This window comes from Klebsiella sp. 1SOBk5mer (genome assembly GCF_046603115.1).
Classification (GTDB): Bacteria; Pseudomonadota; Gammaproteobacteria; order Enterobacterales; family Enterobacteriaceae; genus Klebsiella; species Klebsiella quasipneumoniae.
In genome coordinates this window covers 541185-560690 of record NZ_JBKIUU010000002.1, presented here as the reverse complement: position 1 = coordinate 560690, position 19506 = coordinate 541185, and the positions used below count along the sequence as shown (strand labels likewise).

Below are 19506 nucleotides of genomic sequence, written 5' to 3'. Positions count from 1 at the left end.
TTTTAACAAACTAAAAATGGGTGCAAGAGGATGCGTCCTGACAACCAATACGCGGGGTTGCCCCCGCGCGGATGCTACTTCTTCGATTCGTAAGCGAGAACAGCTTTAAACTCCATACTACGCTCTTTAATACTGAGTTCGCACAGCGAGCTGCGCACCAAAAGCGTAAATCCCAGTACCGTAATACACAGTACGACGATTGCCCCAAGGGCATATTTTGTTAGCATGTCTTGCCTCCCTGCAAAGAAGAGACTAACATCTGAATTGTTCAGGTTCATCCGTCAGCCTCAGTTGATAGAAATATCTCCTGGGGCTTTCGTCTGTCTGGGGTCCTGGTCTTGCTCAAGGCCAGACAGCCTCAAGCACCCGCCGCTATTCTATACTCGTCATGGCGTGAAATTTATCTGCAAGGAATTAATCAGACGGATTTTATATTAATCTGGAAGCCGACTCGCAAAGTCGCCCCATTATATTACCCCTTTACATAATTTCTGGATTTAATGAGTAAATAACTTTTATCATTTTGCGAAATATAAAAAAGCCGACGGAGAGATTATCCCAGTCGGCGTGATGGTCGCAGGCAGTTTGCGCACGAACCAGTTTTAAAATGGCAGGTAAAATAACCTTAACAGGATAAGCCCTTAGCGGGCTCTTTTCATTAACGCTTATCTTCCGGCAATAGCGGCGGGACGTGCGGCACCTGCGGCGCCTCATCAATATCTTTCTGCGTCATCCGGAACGCTTCCGGATAGTGCTCACGGCTGGTGCGGCGCAGCGGCTCGGTATCCCGCCAGGTATACAGACAGTGCTGGCACTGATACACGGTCCAGACTCCTTTCACCGGCGATTTCGCCATGACGTCAATCTTTTCATCGGCGCAACGTGGACAAATCATCTTCTTCTCCTTACTTACGGTTGGCCAGCATAGCGGTCAGTTTTTCAGCCCAGGCTTTGGTTTCCGGCAGATCCTGCACCGGCTGGCTGTAGTGGCCGCGAAGGTCCGGCGCAACCGGGGTGGTGGCGTCGATAATTAGCTTGTCGGTGATGCCCGCCGGGCTGGAGCCTGGGTCAAGTTCAAGGACCGACATGTTCGGCAACTGCACCAGGTCTCCCGCCGGGTTAACCTTCGAGGAGAGCGCCCACATCACCTGCGGCAGGTTGAACGGGTCAACGTCTTCATCAACCATGATCACCATCTTCACATAGCCGAGGCCGTGGGGAGTGGTCATCGCCCGCAAACCCACCGCGCGGGCAAAACCGCCGTAGCGTTTTTTGGTGGAGATAATCGCCAGCAGACCGTGGGTGTACATAGCGTTGACCGCCTGCACTTCCGGGAACTCTGCCTTCAGCTGCTGATACAGCGGCACGCAGGTGGCCGGGCCCATCAGATAGTCGATTTCGGTCCACGGCATACCGAGATAGAGCGATTCAAAAATCGGTTTGCTGCGATACGAGACTTTGTCGATGCGCACTACCGTCATGTTACGACCGCCGGAGTAGTGGCCGGTAAACTCACCGAACGGCCCCTCTATCTCACGCTTACGGCCTTCAATCACCCCTTCGAGGATCACTTCCGAACCCCAGGGCACGTCAAAGCCGGTCAGCGGCGCGGTGGCAATGGGATACGGGCTCTCGCGCAGCGCGCCGGCCATTTCATATTCTGACTGATCGTATTTCAGCGGCGTGGCGCCCATCAGGGTGATAATCGGGTCGTTACCGAGGGTAATGGCGATCGGCAGGTCTTCCCCGCGCTCTTCCGCTTTATGCAGATGCAGGGCGATATCGTGCATCGGCACCGGCTGCAGGCCGAGCTTACGCTTGCCTTTCACTTCCATACGGTAGATACCGACGTTTTGCTTACCGAAGTTGTCAGGGTCAAGCGGATCGCGCGAAACGACACAGGCTTTGTCGAGGTAGAACCCGCCGTCGCCATCGTTGAGGCGGAACAGCGGCAGAATATCGAACAGGTTGATATCATCGCCATCCACGGTGTTTTCCGCCCAAGCCGGGTTGGCGCGGCGCTCTGGCGTCACCGGGAAGTTATCCCAACGGCGGATGAATTCATCAATCTGCTTTTTCACCGGCGTGTTGGGCGGCAGGCCCAGCGAGATGGCATGGTTCTGCCACGAGCCGATGGTGTTCATCGTCACCCGGGCGTCGGTAAAGCCGCGAATATTATCGAACCACAGCGCCGGGGCGCCGTCGCCGATGCGTCCGGTGGCATTGGCTGCCGCCGCCAGGTCTGGCTCAGCGTTCACCTCCTCACTGATTTTCAGCAGTTGTCCCTGGTCATCCAGCGCCTGCAAAAAGCTGCGCAAATCATCAAAAGCCATTATTCGATCTCCTGTGCTAATTGTTCTGCCGTGCGCAAGCCGTTCCAGCGGCGCGCTTTGTGATAGTCGAGGCCAAACTGATCCAGCACCCGGGTCACAATGTGGTTGGTGATATCGTCAACCGTCTCCGGGTGGTTATAGTAAGCCGGCATCGGCGGCACCATCGCCACGCCCATACGGGACAGCGCCAGCATGTTCTCCAGATGGATCGTGCTGAGCGGCATTTCCCGCGGGACCAGCACCAGCTTGCGCCCCTCTTTAAGCACCACGTCCGCCGCGCGTCCCACCAGCCCCTCGGCATAGCCTGCGCGAATGCCTGCCAGCGTTTTCATACTGCAGGGAATCACGATCATGCCGTCGGTACGAAATGAACCTGATGAGATGGTGGCGGCCTGGTCGGCCGGGCTGTGGGAAAAGTCCGCCAGCGCGGCCACTTCCCGTGCCGTCCAGGGCGTTTCCAGCTCGATGGTGGTTTTGGCCCACTTCGACATCACCAGATGGGTTTCCACCTCCGGCATATCGCGCAGCGCCTGCAGTAATGCCACCCCAAGCGGAGCCCCGGTGGCCCCCGTCATCCCAACAATCAGTTTCATTCCAGACCTCATTCAATTTGTTCGTACACGAACTTTATGCTTAAATTACCCTCTCCTGAGTCGAATGACAAGATCGTTCGTATACGTGCGCATTTTTAATCAAACAGGGAAAAGGTATAAAAAGGCGTACGAACGGCTATCATAGAGGTGACAGTTTTGTTACGGAGTATCCATGGAGTTACGAAACGAAGCATTCCACCTGCTGCGCCAGCTTTTTCAACAACATACCGCCCGCTGGCAGCAGGCGTTACCGGACCTGACTAAGCCTCAGTATGCGGTGATGCGCTCGGTTGCGGAGCAGCCGGGGATCGAACAGGTGGTGCTGATTGAAGCGGCGGTCAGTACGAAGGCCACGCTGGCGGAGATGCTCAGCCGGATGGAAGCGCGCGGCCTGGTGCGCCGGGAGCACGATCCGGCCGATAAGCGACGCCGTTTTGTCTATCTGACCGACGAAGGCGAGGCGCTGCTTAACCGTTCCATTCCGCAAGGCAATGAGGTCGATGACGAGTTTCTCGGCCGCCTGAGCGATGATGAACGCGAACAGTTCTCCCGGCTGGTGCGTAAAATGATGGTTCCCTGAGCAAGCGCCTAGCCGAGCTGCTCGCGCAGGAAGTCGATAAACGTCCGCACCCGGGTCGGCATATGCTGCGCATCGGGATAAAGGGCATACACTCCCTGCGGCGGGAAATGGTATTCCGGCAGGACAGCCACCAGCTCCCGCTGCGCCAGTTTACCGGCCACCAGCCAGGCTGGCAGCAAAGCGATGCCGCATCCGGCCAGAGCAAAGCTCATCAGCGCCGTGGCGCTGTCGGCTGAAAACCGTGGCGCGTTGACTATCGTAAAATCCACCTCTGCCTGTTCATCCGTTCGCAGCTGCCAGCGCAGCGGGGCCGGCAGACGCTCGTGAATAATCCAGTCAGCTTGCGCCAGATCGGACAGCGTCAGCACCGGATGGCTCGCCAGCCAGGCCGGGGAGGCGACGGGCAGGATCGCGAAACTGGCTATCCGCGTCGCCCGATAGCGGGAATCGGCCAGCGTACCGAGGCGTATCGCCACGTCAAATCGTTCGGAGATAAGATCCGCATGATGGGAGGACGAGACGTGCCGCACCCGTAGCGCCGGATGATGACGGGAAAACGCCGCCAGCGCCGGGATGATGACCTGCGCGCCATACTCCGGCGTGGTGGTGATCCGCAGCTCTCCGCTTAAACCGCTATGGCTGGCCCGGACCTCATCCTGCAGATTTTCCGCCGCTTTGAGCAGCGCCACCCCACGCTGATAGAACAACGCCCCGGCGTCAGTGAGCCGCAGACGGCGCGTCGAGCGCAGCAGCAGCGTCACCCCCAGCTCATTTTCCAGTTGCCGTACGTTAAAGCTGACCACCGCCTTGGTCTGCCCCAGCGCCGCGGCGGCCTGGGTAAAGCTGCCGGCGTCCACCACGGCGATAAACATGGTCACGCGCTGAAGGTTTAGCATCGTCGTCCGGATGATTGTCAAAAATATTCAGACAGTATATCCCGATTCGCCCCGTTTATCCCCCGCGGCGCCGGGTTTACAGTAGCCGCCTGTCTGAGGGAGTGAATCATGACCTATCGCCACCGCGTTGCCACCGTTTTTCTGTTCGGCTTTTTTCTCGACCTAATCAATATGTTTATCGCCAGCATTGCCTTCCCGGCTATCAGCCACGAGCTGGCGGTGTCCGTCTCGCAGCTGGCGTGGGTCAGCAATGCCTATATTCTTGGCCTGACGGCCGTCGTACCGTTCAGCGCCTGGCTCAGCCAGCGCTGTGGGCCAAAACGACTGTTTTTACTCTCGCTGGGGCTGTTCAGCCTCGGCGCGCTGGCATCGGGGCTGGCCCATAGCCTGGGTGAGCTGATTTTCTGGCGTACGCTGCAGGGGATGGGCGGCGGGCTGTTAATCCCCCTCGGCCAGGCGCTGACGTGGCCGCTGTTTCAGCCGCAGGAGCGGGCGAAGCTGTCGGCGGCGGTGATGCTGGTCGGCCTGCTGGCGCCCGCCTGCTCGCCGGCGATAGGTGGTCTGCTCGTCCAGGCGTTCAGCTGGCGCTGGGTCTTTTTCGCCAGCCTGCCTGTCGCCCTGCTTACCTTTATGCTGGCGGCGCGATGGCTAAACAACAGCCCCGCTCCCGTCCGGCCGACCCGCTTTCTCCCGCTGTCATTGCTGGCCGATCCTCTCCTGCGCTTCGCCATGCTGATCTATCTCTGCGTACCGGGGATGTTTATTGCCGTCAACGTCGTGGGAATGTTCTACCTGCAACGCGTCACCGGGATGGCGCCGGGGGCCACTGGCGCCCTGATGGTGCCGTGGTCGCTGGCCTCGTTTGCCGCTATCACCTTTACCGGCAGGTATTTCAACCGCTTCGGGCCGCGGCCGCTGGTGATGGTCGGCTGCCTGCTACAGGCGGCGGGGATCCTGCTGCTGCTGCAGGTCGATGCGCACAGCCCGCTGGCGCTGTTGATTCTGGCCTTTACGCTGATGGGCGGCGGAGGCAGCTTATGCAGCAGCACCGCGCAAAGCAGCGCTTTCCTGCATACGCCTGGCGAAGAGATGCCTGACGCCAGCGCGCTGTGGAACCTTAACCGCCAGCTCAGCTTCTTTGCCGGCAGCGCGCTGCTCGCCCTGCTGTTGAGAGTCTTCCCGCCGGCCTACGCCTGGCAGGGCGCGTTTAGCTGCGCCGCCGCCATAACCCTGTTGCCGCTGCTGTTTTGCCTGCGGCTGAATAATCGGGCGATTATCCATCGCCTGCACACTACTCTGGAGAAGTCATGAACCCTTATCTGCAGGAAGTCGTCGACGCCCATGTCCTTATCGAACGCTGGTTAAGCCACGGGGAAGGAAGCGCTGAGGCGCTGATGAGCCGCTTTGCCGCCGAATTCACCATGATCCCTTTGAGCGGCGAGAAGATGGACTACCCGACGGTGAGCCGTTTTTTCCACCAGGCGGGCGCAAGCCGTCCGGAATTACACATTGTGGTGGATCAGGCGAAAATCATCAGCGAGTGGCACGACGGCGCCGCCGTGCTGTACCGTGAACGCCAAACGCTGGCGGATGGCAGTAAGAACGTACGCTGGTCGACGGCGATTTTTCAGCAAGCGGAAGGGAAAATTGTCTGGCGCCATCTGCAGGAAACCCGCCTCGGCTAGCGCAAAGAAAAAGGCCCCGTCTTTCGAGGGGGCCTTTTTGAGAGAAAAGATCTTATTCGCGGAAGAGCGCTTCGATATTCAGTCCTTGCCCCTGCAGAATTTCCCGCAGGCGACGCAGACCTTCCACCTGGATCTGACGCACACGCTCGCGAGTGAGGCCAATTTCACGGCCCACATCTTCCAGAGTGGCGGCTTCATAACCCAACAGACCGAAACGACGCGCCAGAACCTCACGCTGCTTGGCGTTCAGTTCGAACAGCCATTTAACGATGCTTTGTTTCATATCATCGTCCTGCGTGGTGTCTTCCGGGCCGTTCTCTTTCTCATCGGCCAGAATATCCAGCAGCGCTTTTTCTGAATCGCCACCCAGCGGGGTATCCACCGAGGTGATGCGCTCGTTCAGACGCAGCATACGGCTGACGTCATCGACCGGTTTGTCCAGCTGTTCGGCAATCTCTTCCGCGCTCGGCTCGTGGTCCAGCTTGTGGGACAACTCGCGCGCGGTACGCAGATAGACGTTCAGCTCTTTGACAATGTGGATCGGCAAACGGATCGTACGGGTTTGGTTCATGATCGCCCGTTCAATGGTCTGGCGGATCCACCAGGTCGCATAGGTCGAAAAACGGAACCCACGTTCCGGGTCAAACTTCTCAACGGCGCGGATCAGGCCGAGGTTACCTTCTTCAATCAGATCCAGCAGCGCCAGACCACGATTGCTGTAACGACGGGCAATCTTCACCACCAGACGCAGGTTGCTTTCAATCATGCGACGGCGTGAAGCGACATCACCACGCAGTGCGCGACGCGCGAAATAGACTTCCTCTTCCGCGGTCAGCAGTGGGGAATAACCAATCTCTCCAAGATAAAGCTGAGTGGCGTCAAGCACGCGTTGCGTTGCGCCTTGCGACAGCAGCTCTTCCTCAGCCAGATCGCTATCACTGGGTTCCTCTTCTACTAAGGCCTTCTCGTCGAAAACCTCAATTCCGTTCTCATCAAATTCCGCGTCTTCATTTAAATCATGAACTTTCAGCGTATTCTGACTCATAAAGGTGGCTCCTACCCGTGATCCCTGAGCAAAGCACCTTCCACGGCGCATCAACAAAAGACGCCAGGACGATTTCCCCTACTCCTCTCAGCGAGAGGCGCATAGACACCGCCCTGGCGCCTGTTAGCTAATGCTTCGCTTATCCGTACTTTGCCAAATTATCGCTGCGGTAAGTACTGCAGCGGGTTGACGGATTTCCCCTTGTAACGAATTTCAAAATGTAATCTTGTTGAGCTGGTTCCGGTGCTACCCATGGTAGCGATTTTCTGCCCCGCTTTGACTTCCTGTTGCTCCCGAACCAGCATGGTATCGTTATGAGCGTAGGCACTCAGGTAATCATCGTTATGTTTGATGATAATAAGATTACCGTAGCCGCGCAGTGCGTTACCGGCATAGACGACGCGCCCATCGGCGGTCGCGACAATAGCCTGTCCCTTACTGCCTGCAATGTCGATACCTTTATTGCCGCCTTCCGCGCCACTAAAGTTCTCGATAACTTTGCCATCAGTCGGCCAGCGCCATGATGAGATCGGCGAACTGGTTGACGTACTGCTTGCAGTCGGCTGGGTTGTGCTCACCGTTGTAGGTGCCGTCACCGGCGCGACGACCGTCGAGGTCGTGGTCGCTGGTTTATTATTAGGCAACATCTTGGTAGCACTTTGTTCACCTGAGGATTCAGAATACGTAATAGTCGGTTGTGAAGCAACCACCGCGGTCGATTTTTGTGCAGAAGTTGTGGTGGCCGTCGCACCGCCGCTCGCCCTTGCGCTGGCCTGAGAAACGGCGTTTTCACCGGTGATCGGCTGGCCTGAAGCGTTGCCGACCTGCAGCACCTGACCGACGTTCAGGGCGTACGGGGCCGGGACATTGTTGCGTTGCGCCAGGTCACGGAAATCGTTGCCGGTGACCCAGGCGATATAGAACAGGGTGTCGCCGCGTTTGACCGTATAGGTACTGCCGCCGGTATAGCTACCTTTCGGAATATCGCCATATTTGCGGTTGTATACGATCTTGCCATTCACCGTCTGCACCGGCTCCTGCGCCATTGGCTGCGGCTGAATGGTCTGGGTCTGCACCGGCTGGATCGGCTGCGCCTGAGGAGCAGACTGGACGCCGGAGGATGGCGGCGTAATCAACATGCCGGAATTGGTGCTGGAAGAAGCGGCACCGCCGGCAGAGCTAACCGGCGCAGGTGGATTATTGGTGTTGGTACATCCGGCCAGCCAGAGTGAAACCAGTGAAAGAGCCGCAATACGGCTGACGGTAAATTTGGTGCTTCCCGCGCTCATTTATCCCCCAGGAATATGTTAACTGCCAATATCTTGCTTACCGGGCGACGCCCGGCCAGGACACTGAAAAATGTGTCCACCCTACGCCTAAAGTCAGGCAAAAAAAACCTGGAATAATCCGGGTCTCAGGCCAGCTCCCCTTTCACCAGGGGAACAAAGCGAACGGCCTCGACGGTATCAATGATAAATTCGTTGCCCCGGCGACGGATCCGTTTGAGAAACTGATGCTCCTCGCCGACCGGCAGTACCAGCACGCCGTCGTCATCCAGCTGCGCCAGCAGCGCGGTCGGTATTTCCGGCGGCGCCGCCGTCACAATAATGGCATCAAACGGCGCCCGCGCCTGCCAACCTTGCCACCCATCGCCATGACGGGTTGAAACATTATGTAAATCAAGTTGTTTCAGGCGACGACGCGCCTGCCACTGTAAACTCTTAATTCGCTCTACCGAGCAAACGTGATGCACCAGGTGCGCCAGGATGGCCGTCTGGTAACCGGAACCGGTGCCGATCTCCAGCACCCGCGACTCCGGCGTCAGCGCCAGCAGCTCGGTCATCCGCGCCACCATGTACGGCTGGGAGATGGTTTGCCCCTGGCCAATCGGCAGCGCGGTGTTTTCCCACGCTTTATGTTCAAAGGCTTCATCAACAAATTTTTCGCGCGGGACGCGCGCGATCGCCTCGAGGACACGTTCATCGACGATGCCCTGCGTGCGCAGTTGATTCAACAAACTTTCAACACGTTTACTTACCATTGCCTGTCAACCCCGACACGTTCCAGCCAATCGGTGACCACCTCATGCGCCTGATGGGCGGTTAAATCGACGTGCAATGGCGTAACGGAAACATAGCCTTCATCCACTGCCGCAAAATCGGTGCCCGGCCCGGCGTCGCGCTTATCGCCCGGCGGGCCAATCCAGTAAAGGGTATTGCCGCGCGGATCCTTTTGCGGGATCACCTGGTCGGCAGGATGGCGGTTGCCGCAGCGGGTCACGCGGATACCTTTGATCTGGTCAAGGGGCAGGTCCGGGACATTGACGTTGAGGATCCGCCCGGTGCGCAGCGGTTCACGGCTGAGTCCGCGCAGGAGAGTGCAGGTCACCGCCGCGGCGGTGTCGTAGTGTTGATAGCCATTGAGCGACACGGCCAGCGCGGGGAACCCCAGATGGCGGCCTTCCATCGCCGCCGCCACGGTGCCGGAGTAAATGACGTCATCGCCCAGATTGGGCCCGGCGTTGATTCCGGAAACGACGATGTCCGGACGCGGGCGCATCAGCGCGTTTACGCCGAGGTAGACGCAGTCCGTTGGCGTCCCCATCTGGACGGCGATATCGCCATTTTCATAGGTAAAGGTGCGCAGTGACGATTCCAGCGTCAGCGAATTCGAAGCCCCGCTGCGGTTACGATCGGGTGCAACCACCTGGACCTCGGCAAACTCCCTTAAGGCCTTCGCCAGGGTCTGTATCCCCGGCGCATGGATCCCGTCATCGTTACTCAGCAATATTCGCATAGTCACCCGTTGTATTGATAAGCTCCCTGACCACGCTGGTGGCGAAGCTGCCCGCCGGCAGCCAGAAACGCAGTTCAACGGTTACATCATCCCACCAGTTCCAGCTCAGCTGCTGCGGATAGAGGAGCATCGCCCGGCGCGCCGCCTCGACTTTCTCCCGCACCAGCAGTGTCTGCAGCAAGGTTTCCTCGGCGATGGCGGCCAGCTCGGCGGCCAGGGCATCGCGCTGGCTTCCCCAGTCGCCGCTGCCCGGCAGCGCAGCCGTGATCATCAGTTCGCGGTTATGCACCCGCGCCTGCGAAACCTCGAGTTCTTCCGGTGTGACGACAAACCAGCTCCCACGCCCCGCTAATTGTAGCGCATCGCCATCAACAACCTGATTAAATTCCGTTTTTTTTAATCTAATACTGACTTGCTGATTAAACAACGCGCTGCGTGCCGCCGACAACCAAAAACTGCGCTTATTGCGATCGCGCACCGGCGCGCCGCTCTCCGCCCAGCGCAGCGCTCCCTGCAGATTGCTGCCGCCGATGCCAAAGCGCTGAGCGCCGAAATAGTTCGGCACGCCCCGTTCAGCGATGGCCTGCAGACGCGTCTCCACCTCCTGGCGATCGCTTACCTCGCGCAGGATCAGGGTAAACTGGTTGCCCTTCAGCGCGCCTAATCGCAGCTTACGCTTATGGCGGGCATATTCCAGTACCTGGCAGCCCTCGAGCTGAAATTTGCTCAGATCCGGCATCTCTTTGCCGGGCACCCGGGCGCACAGCCACTGCTCGGTGACGGCGTGCTTATCTTTTTGCCCGGCGAAGCTCACTTCACGGGCATGGATTTTGAGGAATTTCGCCAGCGCATCGGCGACAAAGCGTGTATTGCAGCCGTTTTTGAGGATCCGCACCAGCACGTGCTCGCCTTCGCCGTCCGGGGCGAAGCCCAGGTCTTCCACCACCAGGAAATCTTCCGGATTGGCTTTCAGCAGCCCGCTGCTCTGCGGCTTGCCGTGCAGCCAGGTCAGTTGGTCAAAGGCGATCATTTGTCGGCCTTACGCAGCAGCGCGACCGCTTCGCAGGCGATCCCTTCCCCGCGGCCGGTGAAGCCCAGCTTCTCGGTGGTGGTCGCTTTCACGTTGACGTCGTCCATATGGCAGCCGAGATCTTCAGCGATAAAAACGCGCATCTGCGGGATATGCGGCAGCATTTTCGGCGCCTGGGCGATAATGGTGACGTCGACGTTGCCGAGCGTATAGCCTTTGGCCTGGATGCGGCGCCACGCTTCGCGCAACAGTTCGCGGCTGTCGGCGCCTTTAAACGCCGGATCGGTATCCGGGAACAGCTTGCCAATATCGCCGAGCGCCGCGGCGCCCAGCAGCGCATCGGTCAGCGCATGCAGCGCGACGTCGCCGTCGGAGTGGGCCAGCAGCCCTTTTTCATAAGGAATGCGTACCCCGCCAATGATGATTGGGCCTTCACCGCCAAAAGCGTGTACGTCAAAACCATGTCCAATTCGCATTAAGCTTTCTCCTGGTGTCGGGAACGGGTGAGGTAAAATTCCGCCAGCGCCAGATCTTCCGGGCGCGTCACTTTAATATTATCAGCGCGTCCGGCGACCAGCTGCGGATGGAAGCCGCAGTACTCCAGCGCCGAGGCTTCATCGGTGATGGTGGCCCCCTCGTTCAGCGCCCGGGTGAGGCAATCCACCAGCAGCTCGCGAGGGAAAAATTGCGGGGTGAGCGCGTGCCACAGGTCATTACGATCGACGGTATGGGCGACGGCGGTTTTGCCCGGCTCGGCGCGCTTCATGGTGTCGCGCACCGGCGCTGCGAGGATCCCGCCGACGCGGCTGGTTTCACAGAGTGCCAGCAGGCGGCTGAGGTCATCCTGATGCAGGCAGGGGCGCGCGGCGTCATGCACCAGCACCCACTGCGCCTCCGGCAACGCCTGCAGGCCGGCGAGCACCGAATCGGCGCGCTCGGCGCCGCCATCCACGACGGTAATTTGCGGGTGCTGGGCCAGCGGCAGCTGGCTGAAGCGCCGATCGCCGGGGCTGACGGCAATCACCACGCGCTGGACGCGCGGATCCGCCAGCAGCGCGGCGACCGCATGTTCGAGAATCGTTTTGTTACCGATTGAGAGATATTGTTTCGGGCATTCCGTTTGCATGCGGCGGCCGAAACCGGCTGCCGGCACCACGGCGCAAATGCCCGGAAAAGTGGCTGCCATGTTGTAATCCTGGGCCTGGTTATCGATTGTTCTGCTGTTGCCCCGATGCCTGGTTGCGTTTAGACGCATCCGGTACCAGACGATAGAAGGTTTCGCCCGGGCGGGTCATGCTGAGTTCATTGCGCGCACGCTCCTCGATCGCTTCCTGACCGCCGTTGAGGTCGTCAATTTCGGCAAACAGCTGATCGTTGCGTGCTTTTAATTTGGCGTTAGTCGCCTGCTGGGCGGTGACGTCGTCGTTAACCCGCGTGTAGTCATGCAGGCCGTTTTTACCGAACCACAGCGAATACTGTAGCCAGACCAGCAAAGCTAATAATAGCAGCGTTAGTTTACCCATCCTGCCCCCTGAAAAACGGCATCATCATCCCAAAACTCGCCCGGGTACGCTACCGGGGCGCGCGGACGATGCCGCGTAACGCGGGGACTGTACCATATTTTTGCTGCTGATACCCATGCTTGATTCATACCAGAAACGGGTTATCCCAACAGCCAGAGGAAGAGGAGCGCAAACATCAGCCCGACGGTCAGGATGGTCGCGCTGGCGCTATAGAGCAGTTTGCCATTGAGCAGAGAGTGCAGCGCAATACCGACCACCACCGCCACCGGCATCAACGCAAGGAAGAATGGCCAGGTGTAGAGGAGGAAGAAAAGTGTATTACTGCCATAGAGAAGGAAGGGAATACCCAGCGCCAGCAGCCATGAAATAAAGCCCACAGCAGCGCCCGACAAAGACCAGGTGGTCTCGTCGCCGGTCGCCGGAGGCGGTTCTGAACGAATAATACTGAGGTTCTGGGTATTGCGCATATCGAATCCTGTAGACCGGGCAACCGGCACCCCTCGATGCCGCTGCCGTTTCAGGATCTGATAATATCGCTCTGTTGCAGCAGGTCTAATAGTTGGTGCACCAAATTTGTTACCAATTGTTCACCATCCAGATGAATTTCCGCCTTTTCCGGTGCCTCATAGACCGAGTCTATACCGGTGAAATTGCGTAATTCCCCTGCCCGCGCCTTCTTATACAATCCTTTCGGATCCCGCGCCTCGCAGATGGCCAGCGGGGTATCGACGAACACTTCGATAAAGCGTCCCTCCCCCAGGCGCTCGCGCACCATCTGTCGCTCCGCGCGGTGCGGAGATATAAATGCCGTCAATACAACCAGCCCGGCATCGACCATCAGCCTGGCCACTTCACCGACGCGGCGAATGTTCTCTTTGCGATCCTCATCACTGAATCCCAGGTCGCTGCACAAGCCATGACGTACGTTATCGCCGTCCAGCAGATAGGTGCTGACGCCGCGCTCATGCAAGGCTTCCTCCAGCGCCCCGGCGACGGTGGATTTACCCGACCCCGAAAGGCCGGTAAACCACAGCACCACGCCGCGATGGCCGTGATGCTGTTCCCGCTGCTGCTGGGTCACAGGATGGGCATGCCAGACGACGTTTTCGTCATGCTGGGCCATTATTTGCCTCCCAGCAGGTCGCGGGCGTCCCAGTGCGGGAAGTGTTTGCGGATCAGCTGGTTCAGTTCCAGCTCGAAAGCGCTGTACTGCGATGCCGACGTCGGCGCCTGCAGGTGCGGCTCGTTGACCATCCCGGCGCCGACGGTGACGTTGGTCAGACGATCGATAAAGATAAGCCCACCGGTCACTGGGTTTTGCTGATAGGGATCCAGCACTAGAGGTTCGTCAAAGGTCAGCTCCACCAGCCCGATGCCGTTCAGCGGCAGAGACTCGACTTCACGCTGGGTCAGGTTGTTAATATCTACCTGGTAACGGATCGCGTCCACGCGGGCGCGGGTCTTCTTACCGGCGATTTTGATGTCGTAGCTCTGCCCCGGGGTCAACGCCTGCTCGGCCATCCACACCACGTCGATGCTGGCGCTTTGCACCGCCGGCAGCGTGGCTTGCGCGTCAACCAGCAGGTCGCCGCGGCTGATGTCGATTTCATCTTTCAGCACAATGGTAATGGCTTCCCCGGCGGCGGCTTCCTGCAGATCGCCGTCGAAGGTGACGATACGCGCCACGCTCGACTCGACGCCCGACGGCAGCACCTTCAGACGCTGGCCGACCTGCACGGTACCGGAGGCGACCGTACCGGAGAAGCCGCGGAAATCGAGGTTCGGACGGTTAACATACTGCACCGGGAAGCGCAGCGGTTGACTCTCCACTACCCGTTGGATCTCCACCGTTTCGAGGACTTCCAGCAGAGTCGGGCCGCTGTACCACGGCATGTTCGCGCTCTGGCTGGCGACATTATCGCCCTCCAGCGCCGACAGCGGCACAAAGCGAATATCGAGGTTGCCCGGCAGCTGCTCGGCAAAAGTCAGGTAAGCTTCACGGATCTCGTTGAAGCGCGCTTCGCTAAACTCGACGAGATCCATTTTGTTGACCGCCACCACCAGGTGTTTAATGCCCAGCAGGGTGGAGATAAAGCTGTGTCGGCGGGTCTGGTCGAGCACGCCTTTACGCGCGTCGATCAGCAGGATCGCCAGATCGCAGGTGGACGCGCCGGTGGCCATATTGCGGGTGTACTGCTCGTGCCCCGGGGTGTCGGCGATGATAAATTTGCGTTTTTCCGTCGAGAAGTAGCGATAGGCCACGTCGATGGTGATGCCCTGCTCGCGCTCGGCCTGCAGGCCATCCACCAGCAGCGCCAGGTCCAGTTTTTCGCCCTGGGTGCCGTGACGCTTGCTGTCGTTGTGCAGCGAAGAGAGCTGATCTTCATAGATCTGGCGGGTATCGTGCAGCAGACGGCCAATCAGGGTGCTTTTACCGTCATCGACGCTGCCGCAGGTCAGAAAACGCAGCAGGCTTTTGTGCTGTTGCGCGTGCAGATAAGCTTCTACGCCGCCTTCATTGGCAATTTGTTGGGCAATGGTCGTGTTCATGGCGGCTCCTTAGAAATAACCCTGACGTTTCTTCAGCTCCATCGAGCCGGCCTGGTCGCGATCGATGACGCGCCCCTGACGTTCGCTGGTGGTGGATACCAGCATCTCTTCAATAATTTCCGGCAGCGTCTGCGCTTCAGACTCCACCGCGCCGGTCAGCGGCCAGCAGCCGAGGGTACGGAAACGCACCATCCGTTTTTCAATCACTTCGCCCGGCTGCAGATCGATACGGTCGTCGTCGATCATCATCAGCATGCCGTCGCGCTCCAGCACCGGGCGCTCAGCGGCCAGATACAGCGGCACGATTTCGATGTTTTCCAGATAGATGTACTGCCAGATATCCAGCTCGGTCCAGTTGGAGAGCGGGAAGACGCGGATGCTTTCGCCTTTGTTAATCTGGCCGTTGTAGTTGTGCCACAGCTCCGGACGCTGGTTTTTCGGGTCCCAGCGGTGGAAGCGGTCGCGGAAGGAGTAGATGCGCTCTTTAGCGCGGGATTTCTCCTCATCACGCCGCGCGCCGCCGAATGCGGCGTCAAAGCCGTATTTGTTCAGCGCCTGCTTCAGCCCTTCGGTTTTCATGATATCGGTATGTTTGGCGCTGCCGTGGACGAACGGGTTAATGCCCATCGCCACCCCTTCCGGGTTTTTATGCACCAGCAGCTCGCAGCCATAGGCTTTGGCAGTACGGTCGCGGAACTCATACATCTCACGGAATTTCCAGCCGGTATCGACGTGCAGCAGCGGGAACGGCAGGGTTCCCGGATAAAACGCTTTGCGCGCCAGATGCAGCATTACGCTGGAATCTTTCCCGATGGAGTACATCATCACCGGGTTAGCAAATTCGGCGGCCACCTCACGAATAATATGGATGCTTTCCGCCTCCAGTTGCCGCAGGTGAGTGAGTCGTTTTTGGTCCATAACCGTTCCTTAAGCCAGATTGACCACCGAAGAGTTAAACCCCTCGGCGGATGATGTATGTTGAAACCAGGCGAGCTGCTGATGCAGCTGCACCACTTCGCCGACCACCAGCAGGGCGGGCATCGGGGCGTCTTTCGCCAGGTGTTCGAGTTGTTGCAATGTGCCGGTTATCGTCTGCTGATCGTCGCGGGTACCGCGGGAAATCACCGCTACCGGCGTATTGCTGTCGCGACCGTGGGCGATCAGCTGGGCGCTGATTTCCGCCGCCTTCATGGTGCCCATGTAAATGGCCAACGTCTGTTGGCTCTTCGCCAGCAGCGCCCAGTCGAAGGGAGCGCTGTCCGGCTTATAGTGCCCGGTGACAAAGACGGCGCTTTGCGCATAATCGCGATGGGTCAGTGGAATACCGGCGTAGGCCGTCGCGCCGGCGGCGGCAGTGACGCCAGGCACCACCTGGAACGGGATGCCCGCGGCGGCGGCAGCCTGCAGCTCTTCTGCGCCGCGGCCAAAAATAAACGGATCCCCGCCTTTCAGACGCACGACGGTTTTCCCCGCCTTCGCCGCCTCCACCAGAAGCTGATTGGTTTCATGCTGCGGCACCGAGTGCTCGCCGGCGCGCTTACCGACGCAAACCAGCTCGGCATCGCGGCGCACCAGTTCGAGAACCGGCTGGGTCACCAGATGGTCGTGGAAAACCACGTCCGCCTGCTGGATCGCCTGCAGGCCACGCAGGGTCAGCAGCCCGGCATCGCCCGGTCCGGCCCCCACCAGAATAATTTCACCTGTTTCGCGTTCAGGCTTATCCAGCTCATCCTGCAGCGCTTTTTCCGCCTCCGCAGCGTTGCCCGCCACCATCAGGCTGGCGAAGCGGCCGGTAAAGACCCGTTCCCAAAAGCGGCGACGCGCTTCGGTGGTCGTCAGACGGGTTTTCAGATGATTGCGCCAGTAGCTCGCCGATTCCGCCAGACGCCCGAGGTTCGTCGGCAGCAGCGCTTCGATTTTTTCGCGCAGAATACGCGACAGCACCGGCGCTTTCCCGCTGGAGGAGATCGCCACCAGCAGCGGCGAACGGTCGACGATAGAAGGGAAGACAAACGAGCAGAGCGCCTGGTTATCCACTACGTTGACCAGCCGGTAGCGCGCGTTAGCCGCCGCAAACACCCGCTGGTTAAGCGCCTCGTCCTCCGTGGCGGCAATCACCAGAAAGACATCATCCACCAGAGCGTCGCTAAATTCCGTCGCCCGCCAGCTAAGCGCCTGGCGCGCCGCCAGATCGGCCAGCGCCGGAGACAGCGTCCCGGCGACCACCTGCACCTGCGCCTGGGCGCGCAGCAGAAACTTGATCTTGCGTTCGGCAATCTCACCGCCGCCGATCACCAGCACGGGCCTTTGTTTCAGTTCGGCAAAAAGGGGCAAGTAATCCACGGGGTAACAACTCTCTTACAATCAGCGATACTGCGACTATAGGGTGCGCCTTAGAGCAAATGAAATTACGAAATGGAATGAGTTGTGACACAAAGGAATAACGCGGTGGAAATCTAAATATCAAAAAGTGCTTAACACGCTATTTTTCCGCTATTTAAGAGCAATTGAAATTGTTTAACCGCGGTCACAGTTTCATACTGTACGCGTCAAATTGTCTCGTTCGTGTAAGGACCCCTTATGTTTTCCGCGTTGTGCCGCCGTCTGCTTCCGCTGGCGCTCGGCACCGGTTTTGTTTTCGCCGCCGCCCCCGCATTCAGCGCGCTGGGCGACACCGCCAGTAGTCAGGCTCGCCATATCGCCACCGTTTTCCCGGGACGAATGACCGGAACGCCCCCGGAAATGCTCTCAGCTGACTATCTGCGCCAGCAGTTCGCCCGGATGGGCTATCAGAGCGACGTGCGGAGCTTCAATACCCGCTACATCTATACCGACAGCAACCAGCGTAAAAACTGGCATAATGCCACCGGCAGTACGGTGATCGCCGCCCATGAAGGCCAGTCTCGCCAGCAAATCATCATCATGGCGCACCTCGATACCTACGCGCCGCAGAGCGATAAAGATGTCGAAAATAACCTCGGCGGCCTGACGCTGCAGGGAATTGACGACAACGCGATGGGGCTCGGGGTGATGCTGGAGCTGGCGGAGCATTTAAAGAACGTCCCCACCCGCTATGGCATTCGCTTTATCGCCACCAGCGGCGAAGAGGAAGGTCGTCTCGGCGCGCAAAACCTGCTGCAGCGGATGAGCGAGGCGGAAAAGAAAAATACCCTGCTGGTGATCAATCTCGATAACCTGGTGGTGGGCGATAAGCTTTACTTCAACAGCGGCCGCCGCACGCCGGCCTCGGTGCGCAAGCTGACCCGCGATCGCGCGCTGGCTATCGCCCGCAGCAAAGGCATCGCCGCCTACACCAATCCGGGACTCAATCCGGCTTACCCGAAAGGCACCAGCTGCTGTAATGACGCCAGCGTCTTCGACAACGCGGGGATCCCGGTGCTGTCGGTCGAAGCGACCAACTGGTCATTAGGCAAGAAAGATGGCTATCAGCAGCGGAGCAAATCGCGCAGCTTCCCGCAGGGAATCAGCTGGCATGACGTTCAGCTGGATAATCAGCAATATATCGACAACGCGCTGCCGGGACGGATCGAGCATCGCGGGCGCGATGTCGTGAAAGTGATGCTGCCGCTGGTGAAAGAGCTGGCGAAGGTGGAGAAGAAAAGCTGACGGGTGCAAATGAACACGCGGTATCACCCGCGTGTTCTCTTTCACACCATTCCCTCAGGAAGCGCTAATCAACCCTCGTGCAATCCGCACTCGCGTTTAAGCCCGAAGAACCGGGTCTCTTCTTCTGCCATGCCCGGCTCCCATTTGCGGGTGGTGTGGGTATCGCCTACCGACAGATACCCCTGATCCCACAGCGGATGGTATTTCAGCCCATGCTTTTGCAGATACTGATACACCGTCCGGTTATCCCAGTCGATAATCGGCAACACCTTGAACACCCCGCGCTGGACCGCCAGCACCGGAAGCGTCGCCCGACTGCCCGACTGCTCGCGGCGCAGACCGGCAAACCACGTCTGCGCGTTCAGCTCTTTCAGCGCCCGGTTCATCGGTTCAACCTTGTTGATCTCATTGTATTTCTCAATGCCCTCAACGCCCTGCTCCCACAGCTTGCCGTAGCGCGCCTCCTGCCAGGCCGCGCTTTCGGCCGCGCGGTAGACCTTCAGGTTCAGCTTGAGCTTGTCCGTCAGCTCGTCAATAAACTGGTAGGTTTCCGGGAACAGGTAACCGGTATCGGTGAGGATCACCGGAATGTCCGGGCGGATTTGATTCACCAGGTGCAAACTCACCGCCGCCTGAATACCAAAGCTTGACGACAGCACATAGTCTCCCGGCAGGTTTTCCAGCGCCCAGGCCACACGCCCTTCGGCGTCGAGCTTTTCCAGTTGGGCGTTGGTTTCCGCGAGTGCCAGAATGCGTTCCACTTTCGGCAATGCATTAAGCGCGTTTAGATCGAGTACGGACATAAGAACCTCGTTTGCCTGTTTTGCCGGGCGGCACTGCGTTTGCCC

At 58.9% G+C, this 19506-nt stretch carries 23 protein-coding genes; 4 read left to right on the top strand and 19 right to left on the bottom strand.

The features are described 5' to 3' along the window. Window positions 1-74 precede the first annotated feature (74 nt). From ACLH1U_RS08455 to ACLH1U_RS08440, 4 genes are all read right to left on the bottom strand, one after another. Complete coding sequence (locus tag ACLH1U_RS08455) at window positions 75-227, bottom strand: Hok/Gef family protein (RefSeq protein WP_072420511.1); 153 nt, start codon at window positions 225-227, stop codon at window positions 75-77. A 431-nt stretch (window positions 228-658) separates the two neighbouring features. Further along, window positions 659-895 carry a non-oxidative hydroxyarylic acid decarboxylases subunit D gene (locus ACLH1U_RS08450; protein ID WP_017899174.1) on the bottom strand — a complete coding sequence of 79 codons (237 nt, stop codon included), beginning with the start codon at window positions 893-895 and terminating at the stop codon, window positions 659-661. 10 nt (window positions 896-905) lie between these two features. Then, the gene (locus tag ACLH1U_RS08445; protein ID WP_004205612.1) at window positions 906-2333 is read right to left on the bottom strand and encodes a non-oxidative hydroxyarylic acid decarboxylases subunit C; all 1428 of its coding nucleotides are present in this window, start codon (window positions 2331-2333) and stop codon (window positions 906-908) included. Further along, window positions 2333-2926: a non-oxidative hydroxyarylic acid decarboxylases subunit B gene (locus ACLH1U_RS08440; protein ID WP_023290814.1), complete on the bottom strand. Its 594-nt coding sequence runs from the start codon at window positions 2924-2926 to the stop codon at window positions 2333-2335. Before ACLH1U_RS08440 ends, ACLH1U_RS08445 begins: the two co-directional genes overlap by 1 nt. Before the next feature lie 172 nt (window positions 2927-3098). Between ACLH1U_RS08440 and ACLH1U_RS08435 the strand changes: the two genes are divergently transcribed. After that, complete coding sequence (locus ACLH1U_RS08435) at window positions 3099-3506, top strand: MarR family winged helix-turn-helix transcriptional regulator (protein WP_023290815.1); 408 nt, start codon at window positions 3099-3101, stop codon at window positions 3504-3506. Window positions 3507-3514: 8 nt separating this feature from the next. Here ACLH1U_RS08435 and ACLH1U_RS08430 read toward each other — a convergent pair whose 3' ends face one another. After that, window positions 3515-4402 (bottom strand): LysR family transcriptional regulator, encoded by an 888-nt coding sequence (locus tag ACLH1U_RS08430; protein WP_032453901.1) that lies wholly within the window; start codon window positions 4400-4402, stop codon window positions 3515-3517. A gap of 108 nt (window positions 4403-4510) precedes the next feature. Between ACLH1U_RS08430 and ACLH1U_RS08425 the strand changes: the two genes are divergently transcribed. Then, window positions 4511-5713, top strand: a complete 1203-nt coding sequence (locus ACLH1U_RS08425; protein WP_023290817.1) for an MFS transporter — start codon at window positions 4511-4513, stop codon at window positions 5711-5713. Continuing rightward, a complete protein-coding gene (locus tag ACLH1U_RS08420) occupies window positions 5710-6087 on the top strand; it encodes a DUF4440 domain-containing protein (protein WP_105491011.1) in 378 nt (125 codons plus the stop codon). Before ACLH1U_RS08425 ends, ACLH1U_RS08420 begins: the two co-directional genes overlap by 4 nt. Before the next feature lie 52 nt (window positions 6088-6139). Here the strand turns inward: ACLH1U_RS08420 and rpoS are convergent, their stop codons facing one another. The 13 genes from rpoS to cysG all read right to left on the bottom strand — a co-directional run bounded on the left by rpoS (window position 6140) and on the right by cysG (window position 17365). After that, window positions 6140-7132: an RNA polymerase sigma factor RpoS gene (gene rpoS / locus ACLH1U_RS08415; RefSeq protein ID WP_002915106.1), complete on the bottom strand. Its 993-nt coding sequence runs from the start codon at window positions 7130-7132 to the stop codon at window positions 6140-6142. A 158-nt stretch (window positions 7133-7290) separates the two neighbouring features. After that, window positions 7291-8421, bottom strand: a complete 1131-nt coding sequence (gene nlpD / locus ACLH1U_RS08410) for a murein hydrolase activator NlpD (protein ID WP_023290819.1) — start codon at window positions 8419-8421, stop codon at window positions 7291-7293. Between the two features lie 125 nt (window positions 8422-8546). Further along, the gene (locus tag ACLH1U_RS08405) at window positions 8547-9173 is read right to left on the bottom strand and encodes a protein-L-isoaspartate(D-aspartate) O-methyltransferase (protein ID WP_023290820.1); all 627 of its coding nucleotides are present in this window, start codon (window positions 9171-9173) and stop codon (window positions 8547-8549) included. Further along, a complete protein-coding gene (surE, locus tag ACLH1U_RS08400; RefSeq protein WP_004205600.1) occupies window positions 9167-9928 on the bottom strand; it encodes a 5'/3'-nucleotidase SurE in 762 nt (253 codons plus the stop codon). The genes ACLH1U_RS08405 and surE overlap by 7 nt, the downstream gene beginning before the upstream one ends. Continuing rightward, window positions 9909-10958, bottom strand: a complete 1050-nt coding sequence (gene truD, locus ACLH1U_RS08395; RefSeq protein ID WP_411299183.1) for a tRNA pseudouridine(13) synthase TruD — start codon at window positions 10956-10958, stop codon at window positions 9909-9911. Before truD ends, surE begins: the two co-directional genes overlap by 20 nt. Continuing rightward, window positions 10955-11434: a 2-C-methyl-D-erythritol 2,4-cyclodiphosphate synthase gene (gene ispF, locus ACLH1U_RS08390; protein WP_004181093.1), complete on the bottom strand. Its 480-nt coding sequence runs from the start codon at window positions 11432-11434 to the stop codon at window positions 10955-10957. Before ispF ends, truD begins: the two co-directional genes overlap by 4 nt. Beyond that, window positions 11434-12144: a 2-C-methyl-D-erythritol 4-phosphate cytidylyltransferase gene (ispD, locus tag ACLH1U_RS08385; RefSeq protein ID WP_017899180.1), complete on the bottom strand. Its 711-nt coding sequence runs from the start codon at window positions 12142-12144 to the stop codon at window positions 11434-11436. Before ispD ends, ispF begins: the two co-directional genes overlap by 1 nt. Window positions 12145-12163: 19 nt before the next feature. Continuing rightward, the gene (gene ftsB, locus ACLH1U_RS08380) at window positions 12164-12481 is read right to left on the bottom strand and encodes a cell division protein FtsB (RefSeq protein WP_002915156.1); all 318 of its coding nucleotides are present in this window, start codon (window positions 12479-12481) and stop codon (window positions 12164-12166) included. A gap of 140 nt (window positions 12482-12621) precedes the next feature. Beyond that, window positions 12622-12948 carry a DUF3561 family protein gene (locus ACLH1U_RS08375; RefSeq protein WP_004205590.1) on the bottom strand — a complete coding sequence of 109 codons (327 nt, stop codon included), beginning with the start codon at window positions 12946-12948 and terminating at the stop codon, window positions 12622-12624. Window positions 12949-12998: 50 nt separating this feature from the next. Further along, complete coding sequence (gene cysC, locus ACLH1U_RS08370) at window positions 12999-13604, bottom strand: adenylyl-sulfate kinase (protein WP_002915158.1); 606 nt, start codon at window positions 13602-13604, stop codon at window positions 12999-13001. Then, entirely contained in the window at window positions 13604-15031 is a 1428-nt protein-coding gene (gene cysN / locus ACLH1U_RS08365) for a sulfate adenylyltransferase subunit CysN (protein ID WP_023290822.1), read from the bottom strand. Before cysN ends, cysC begins: the two co-directional genes overlap by 1 nt. Before the next feature lie 9 nt (window positions 15032-15040). After that, window positions 15041-15949 (bottom strand): sulfate adenylyltransferase subunit CysD, encoded by a 909-nt coding sequence (cysD, locus tag ACLH1U_RS08360; protein ID WP_048335130.1) that lies wholly within the window; start codon window positions 15947-15949, stop codon window positions 15041-15043. Window positions 15950-15958: 9 nt separating this feature from the next. Then, window positions 15959-17365 carry a siroheme synthase CysG gene (gene cysG, locus ACLH1U_RS08355; protein WP_072096587.1) on the bottom strand — a complete coding sequence of 469 codons (1407 nt, stop codon included), beginning with the start codon at window positions 17363-17365 and terminating at the stop codon, window positions 15959-15961. Window positions 17366-17611: 246 nt separating this feature from the next. Between cysG and ACLH1U_RS08350 the strand changes: the two genes are divergently transcribed. Further along, window positions 17612-18658 (top strand): aminopeptidase, encoded by a 1047-nt coding sequence (locus tag ACLH1U_RS08350; RefSeq protein ID WP_023290823.1) that lies wholly within the window; start codon window positions 17612-17614, stop codon window positions 18656-18658. A gap of 68 nt (window positions 18659-18726) precedes the next feature. Here the strand turns inward: ACLH1U_RS08350 and cysH are convergent, their stop codons facing one another. Continuing rightward, window positions 18727-19461, bottom strand: coding sequence for a phosphoadenosine phosphosulfate reductase (gene cysH / locus ACLH1U_RS08345; protein ID WP_004205586.1), 735 nt, complete (start codon window positions 19459-19461; stop codon window positions 18727-18729). Window positions 19462-19506: the final 45 nt, after the last annotated feature.

Excerpts from the sequence above, each read along its gene's own strand:
- ACLH1U_RS08455 (WP_072420511.1), bottom strand. The coding sequence starts at position 227 with ATGCTAACAAAATATGCCCTTGGGGCAATCGTCGTACTGTGTATTACG.
- ACLH1U_RS08450 (WP_017899174.1), bottom strand. The coding sequence starts at position 895 with ATGATTTGTCCACGTTGCGCCGATGAAAAGATTGACGTCATGGCGAAA.
- ACLH1U_RS08445 (WP_004205612.1), bottom strand. The coding sequence starts at position 2,333 with ATGGCTTTTGATGATTTGCGCAGCTTTTTGCAGGCGCTGGATGACCAG.
- ACLH1U_RS08440 (WP_023290814.1), bottom strand. The coding sequence starts at position 2,926 with ATGAAACTGATTGTTGGGATGACGGGGGCCACCGGGGCTCCGCTTGGG.
- ACLH1U_RS08435 (WP_023290815.1), top strand. The coding sequence starts at position 3,099 with ATGGAGTTACGAAACGAAGCATTCCACCTGCTGCGCCAGCTTTTTCAA.
- ACLH1U_RS08430 (WP_032453901.1), bottom strand. The coding sequence starts at position 4,402 with ATGCTAAACCTTCAGCGCGTGACCATGTTTATCGCCGTGGTGGACGCC.
- ACLH1U_RS08425 (WP_023290817.1), top strand. The coding sequence starts at position 4,511 with ATGACCTATCGCCACCGCGTTGCCACCGTTTTTCTGTTCGGCTTTTTT.
- ACLH1U_RS08420 (WP_105491011.1), top strand. The coding sequence starts at position 5,710 with ATGAACCCTTATCTGCAGGAAGTCGTCGACGCCCATGTCCTTATCGAA.
- rpoS (WP_002915106.1), bottom strand. The coding sequence starts at position 7,132 with ATGAGTCAGAATACGCTGAAAGTTCATGATTTAAATGAAGACGCGGAA.
- nlpD (WP_023290819.1), bottom strand. The coding sequence starts at position 8,421 with ATGAGCGCGGGAAGCACCAAATTTACCGTCAGCCGTATTGCGGCTCTT.
- ACLH1U_RS08405 (WP_023290820.1), bottom strand. The coding sequence starts at position 9,173 with ATGGTAAGTAAACGTGTTGAAAGTTTGTTGAATCAACTGCGCACGCAG.
- surE (WP_004205600.1), bottom strand. The coding sequence starts at position 9,928 with ATGCGAATATTGCTGAGTAACGATGACGGGATCCATGCGCCGGGGATA.
- truD (WP_411299183.1), bottom strand. The coding sequence starts at position 10,958 with ATGATCGCCTTTGACCAACTGACCTGGCTGCACGGCAAGCCGCAGAGC.
- ispF (WP_004181093.1), bottom strand. The coding sequence starts at position 11,434 with ATGCGAATTGGACATGGTTTTGACGTACACGCTTTTGGCGGTGAAGGC.
- ispD (WP_017899180.1), bottom strand. The coding sequence starts at position 12,144 with ATGGCAGCCACTTTTCCGGGCATTTGCGCCGTGGTGCCGGCAGCCGGT.
- ftsB (WP_002915156.1), bottom strand. The coding sequence starts at position 12,481 with ATGGGTAAACTAACGCTGCTATTATTAGCTTTGCTGGTCTGGCTACAG.
- ACLH1U_RS08375 (WP_004205590.1), bottom strand. The coding sequence starts at position 12,948 with ATGCGCAATACCCAGAACCTCAGTATTATTCGTTCAGAACCGCCTCCG.
- cysC (WP_002915158.1), bottom strand. The coding sequence starts at position 13,604 with ATGGCCCAGCATGACGAAAACGTCGTCTGGCATGCCCATCCTGTGACC.
- cysN (WP_023290822.1), bottom strand. The coding sequence starts at position 15,031 with ATGAACACGACCATTGCCCAACAAATTGCCAATGAAGGCGGCGTAGAA.
- cysD (WP_048335130.1), bottom strand. The coding sequence starts at position 15,949 with ATGGACCAAAAACGACTCACTCACCTGCGGCAACTGGAGGCGGAAAGC.
- ACLH1U_RS08350 (WP_023290823.1), top strand. The coding sequence starts at position 17,612 with ATGTTTTCCGCGTTGTGCCGCCGTCTGCTTCCGCTGGCGCTCGGCACC.
- cysH (WP_004205586.1), bottom strand. The coding sequence starts at position 19,461 with ATGTCCGTACTCGATCTAAACGCGCTTAATGCATTGCCGAAAGTGGAA.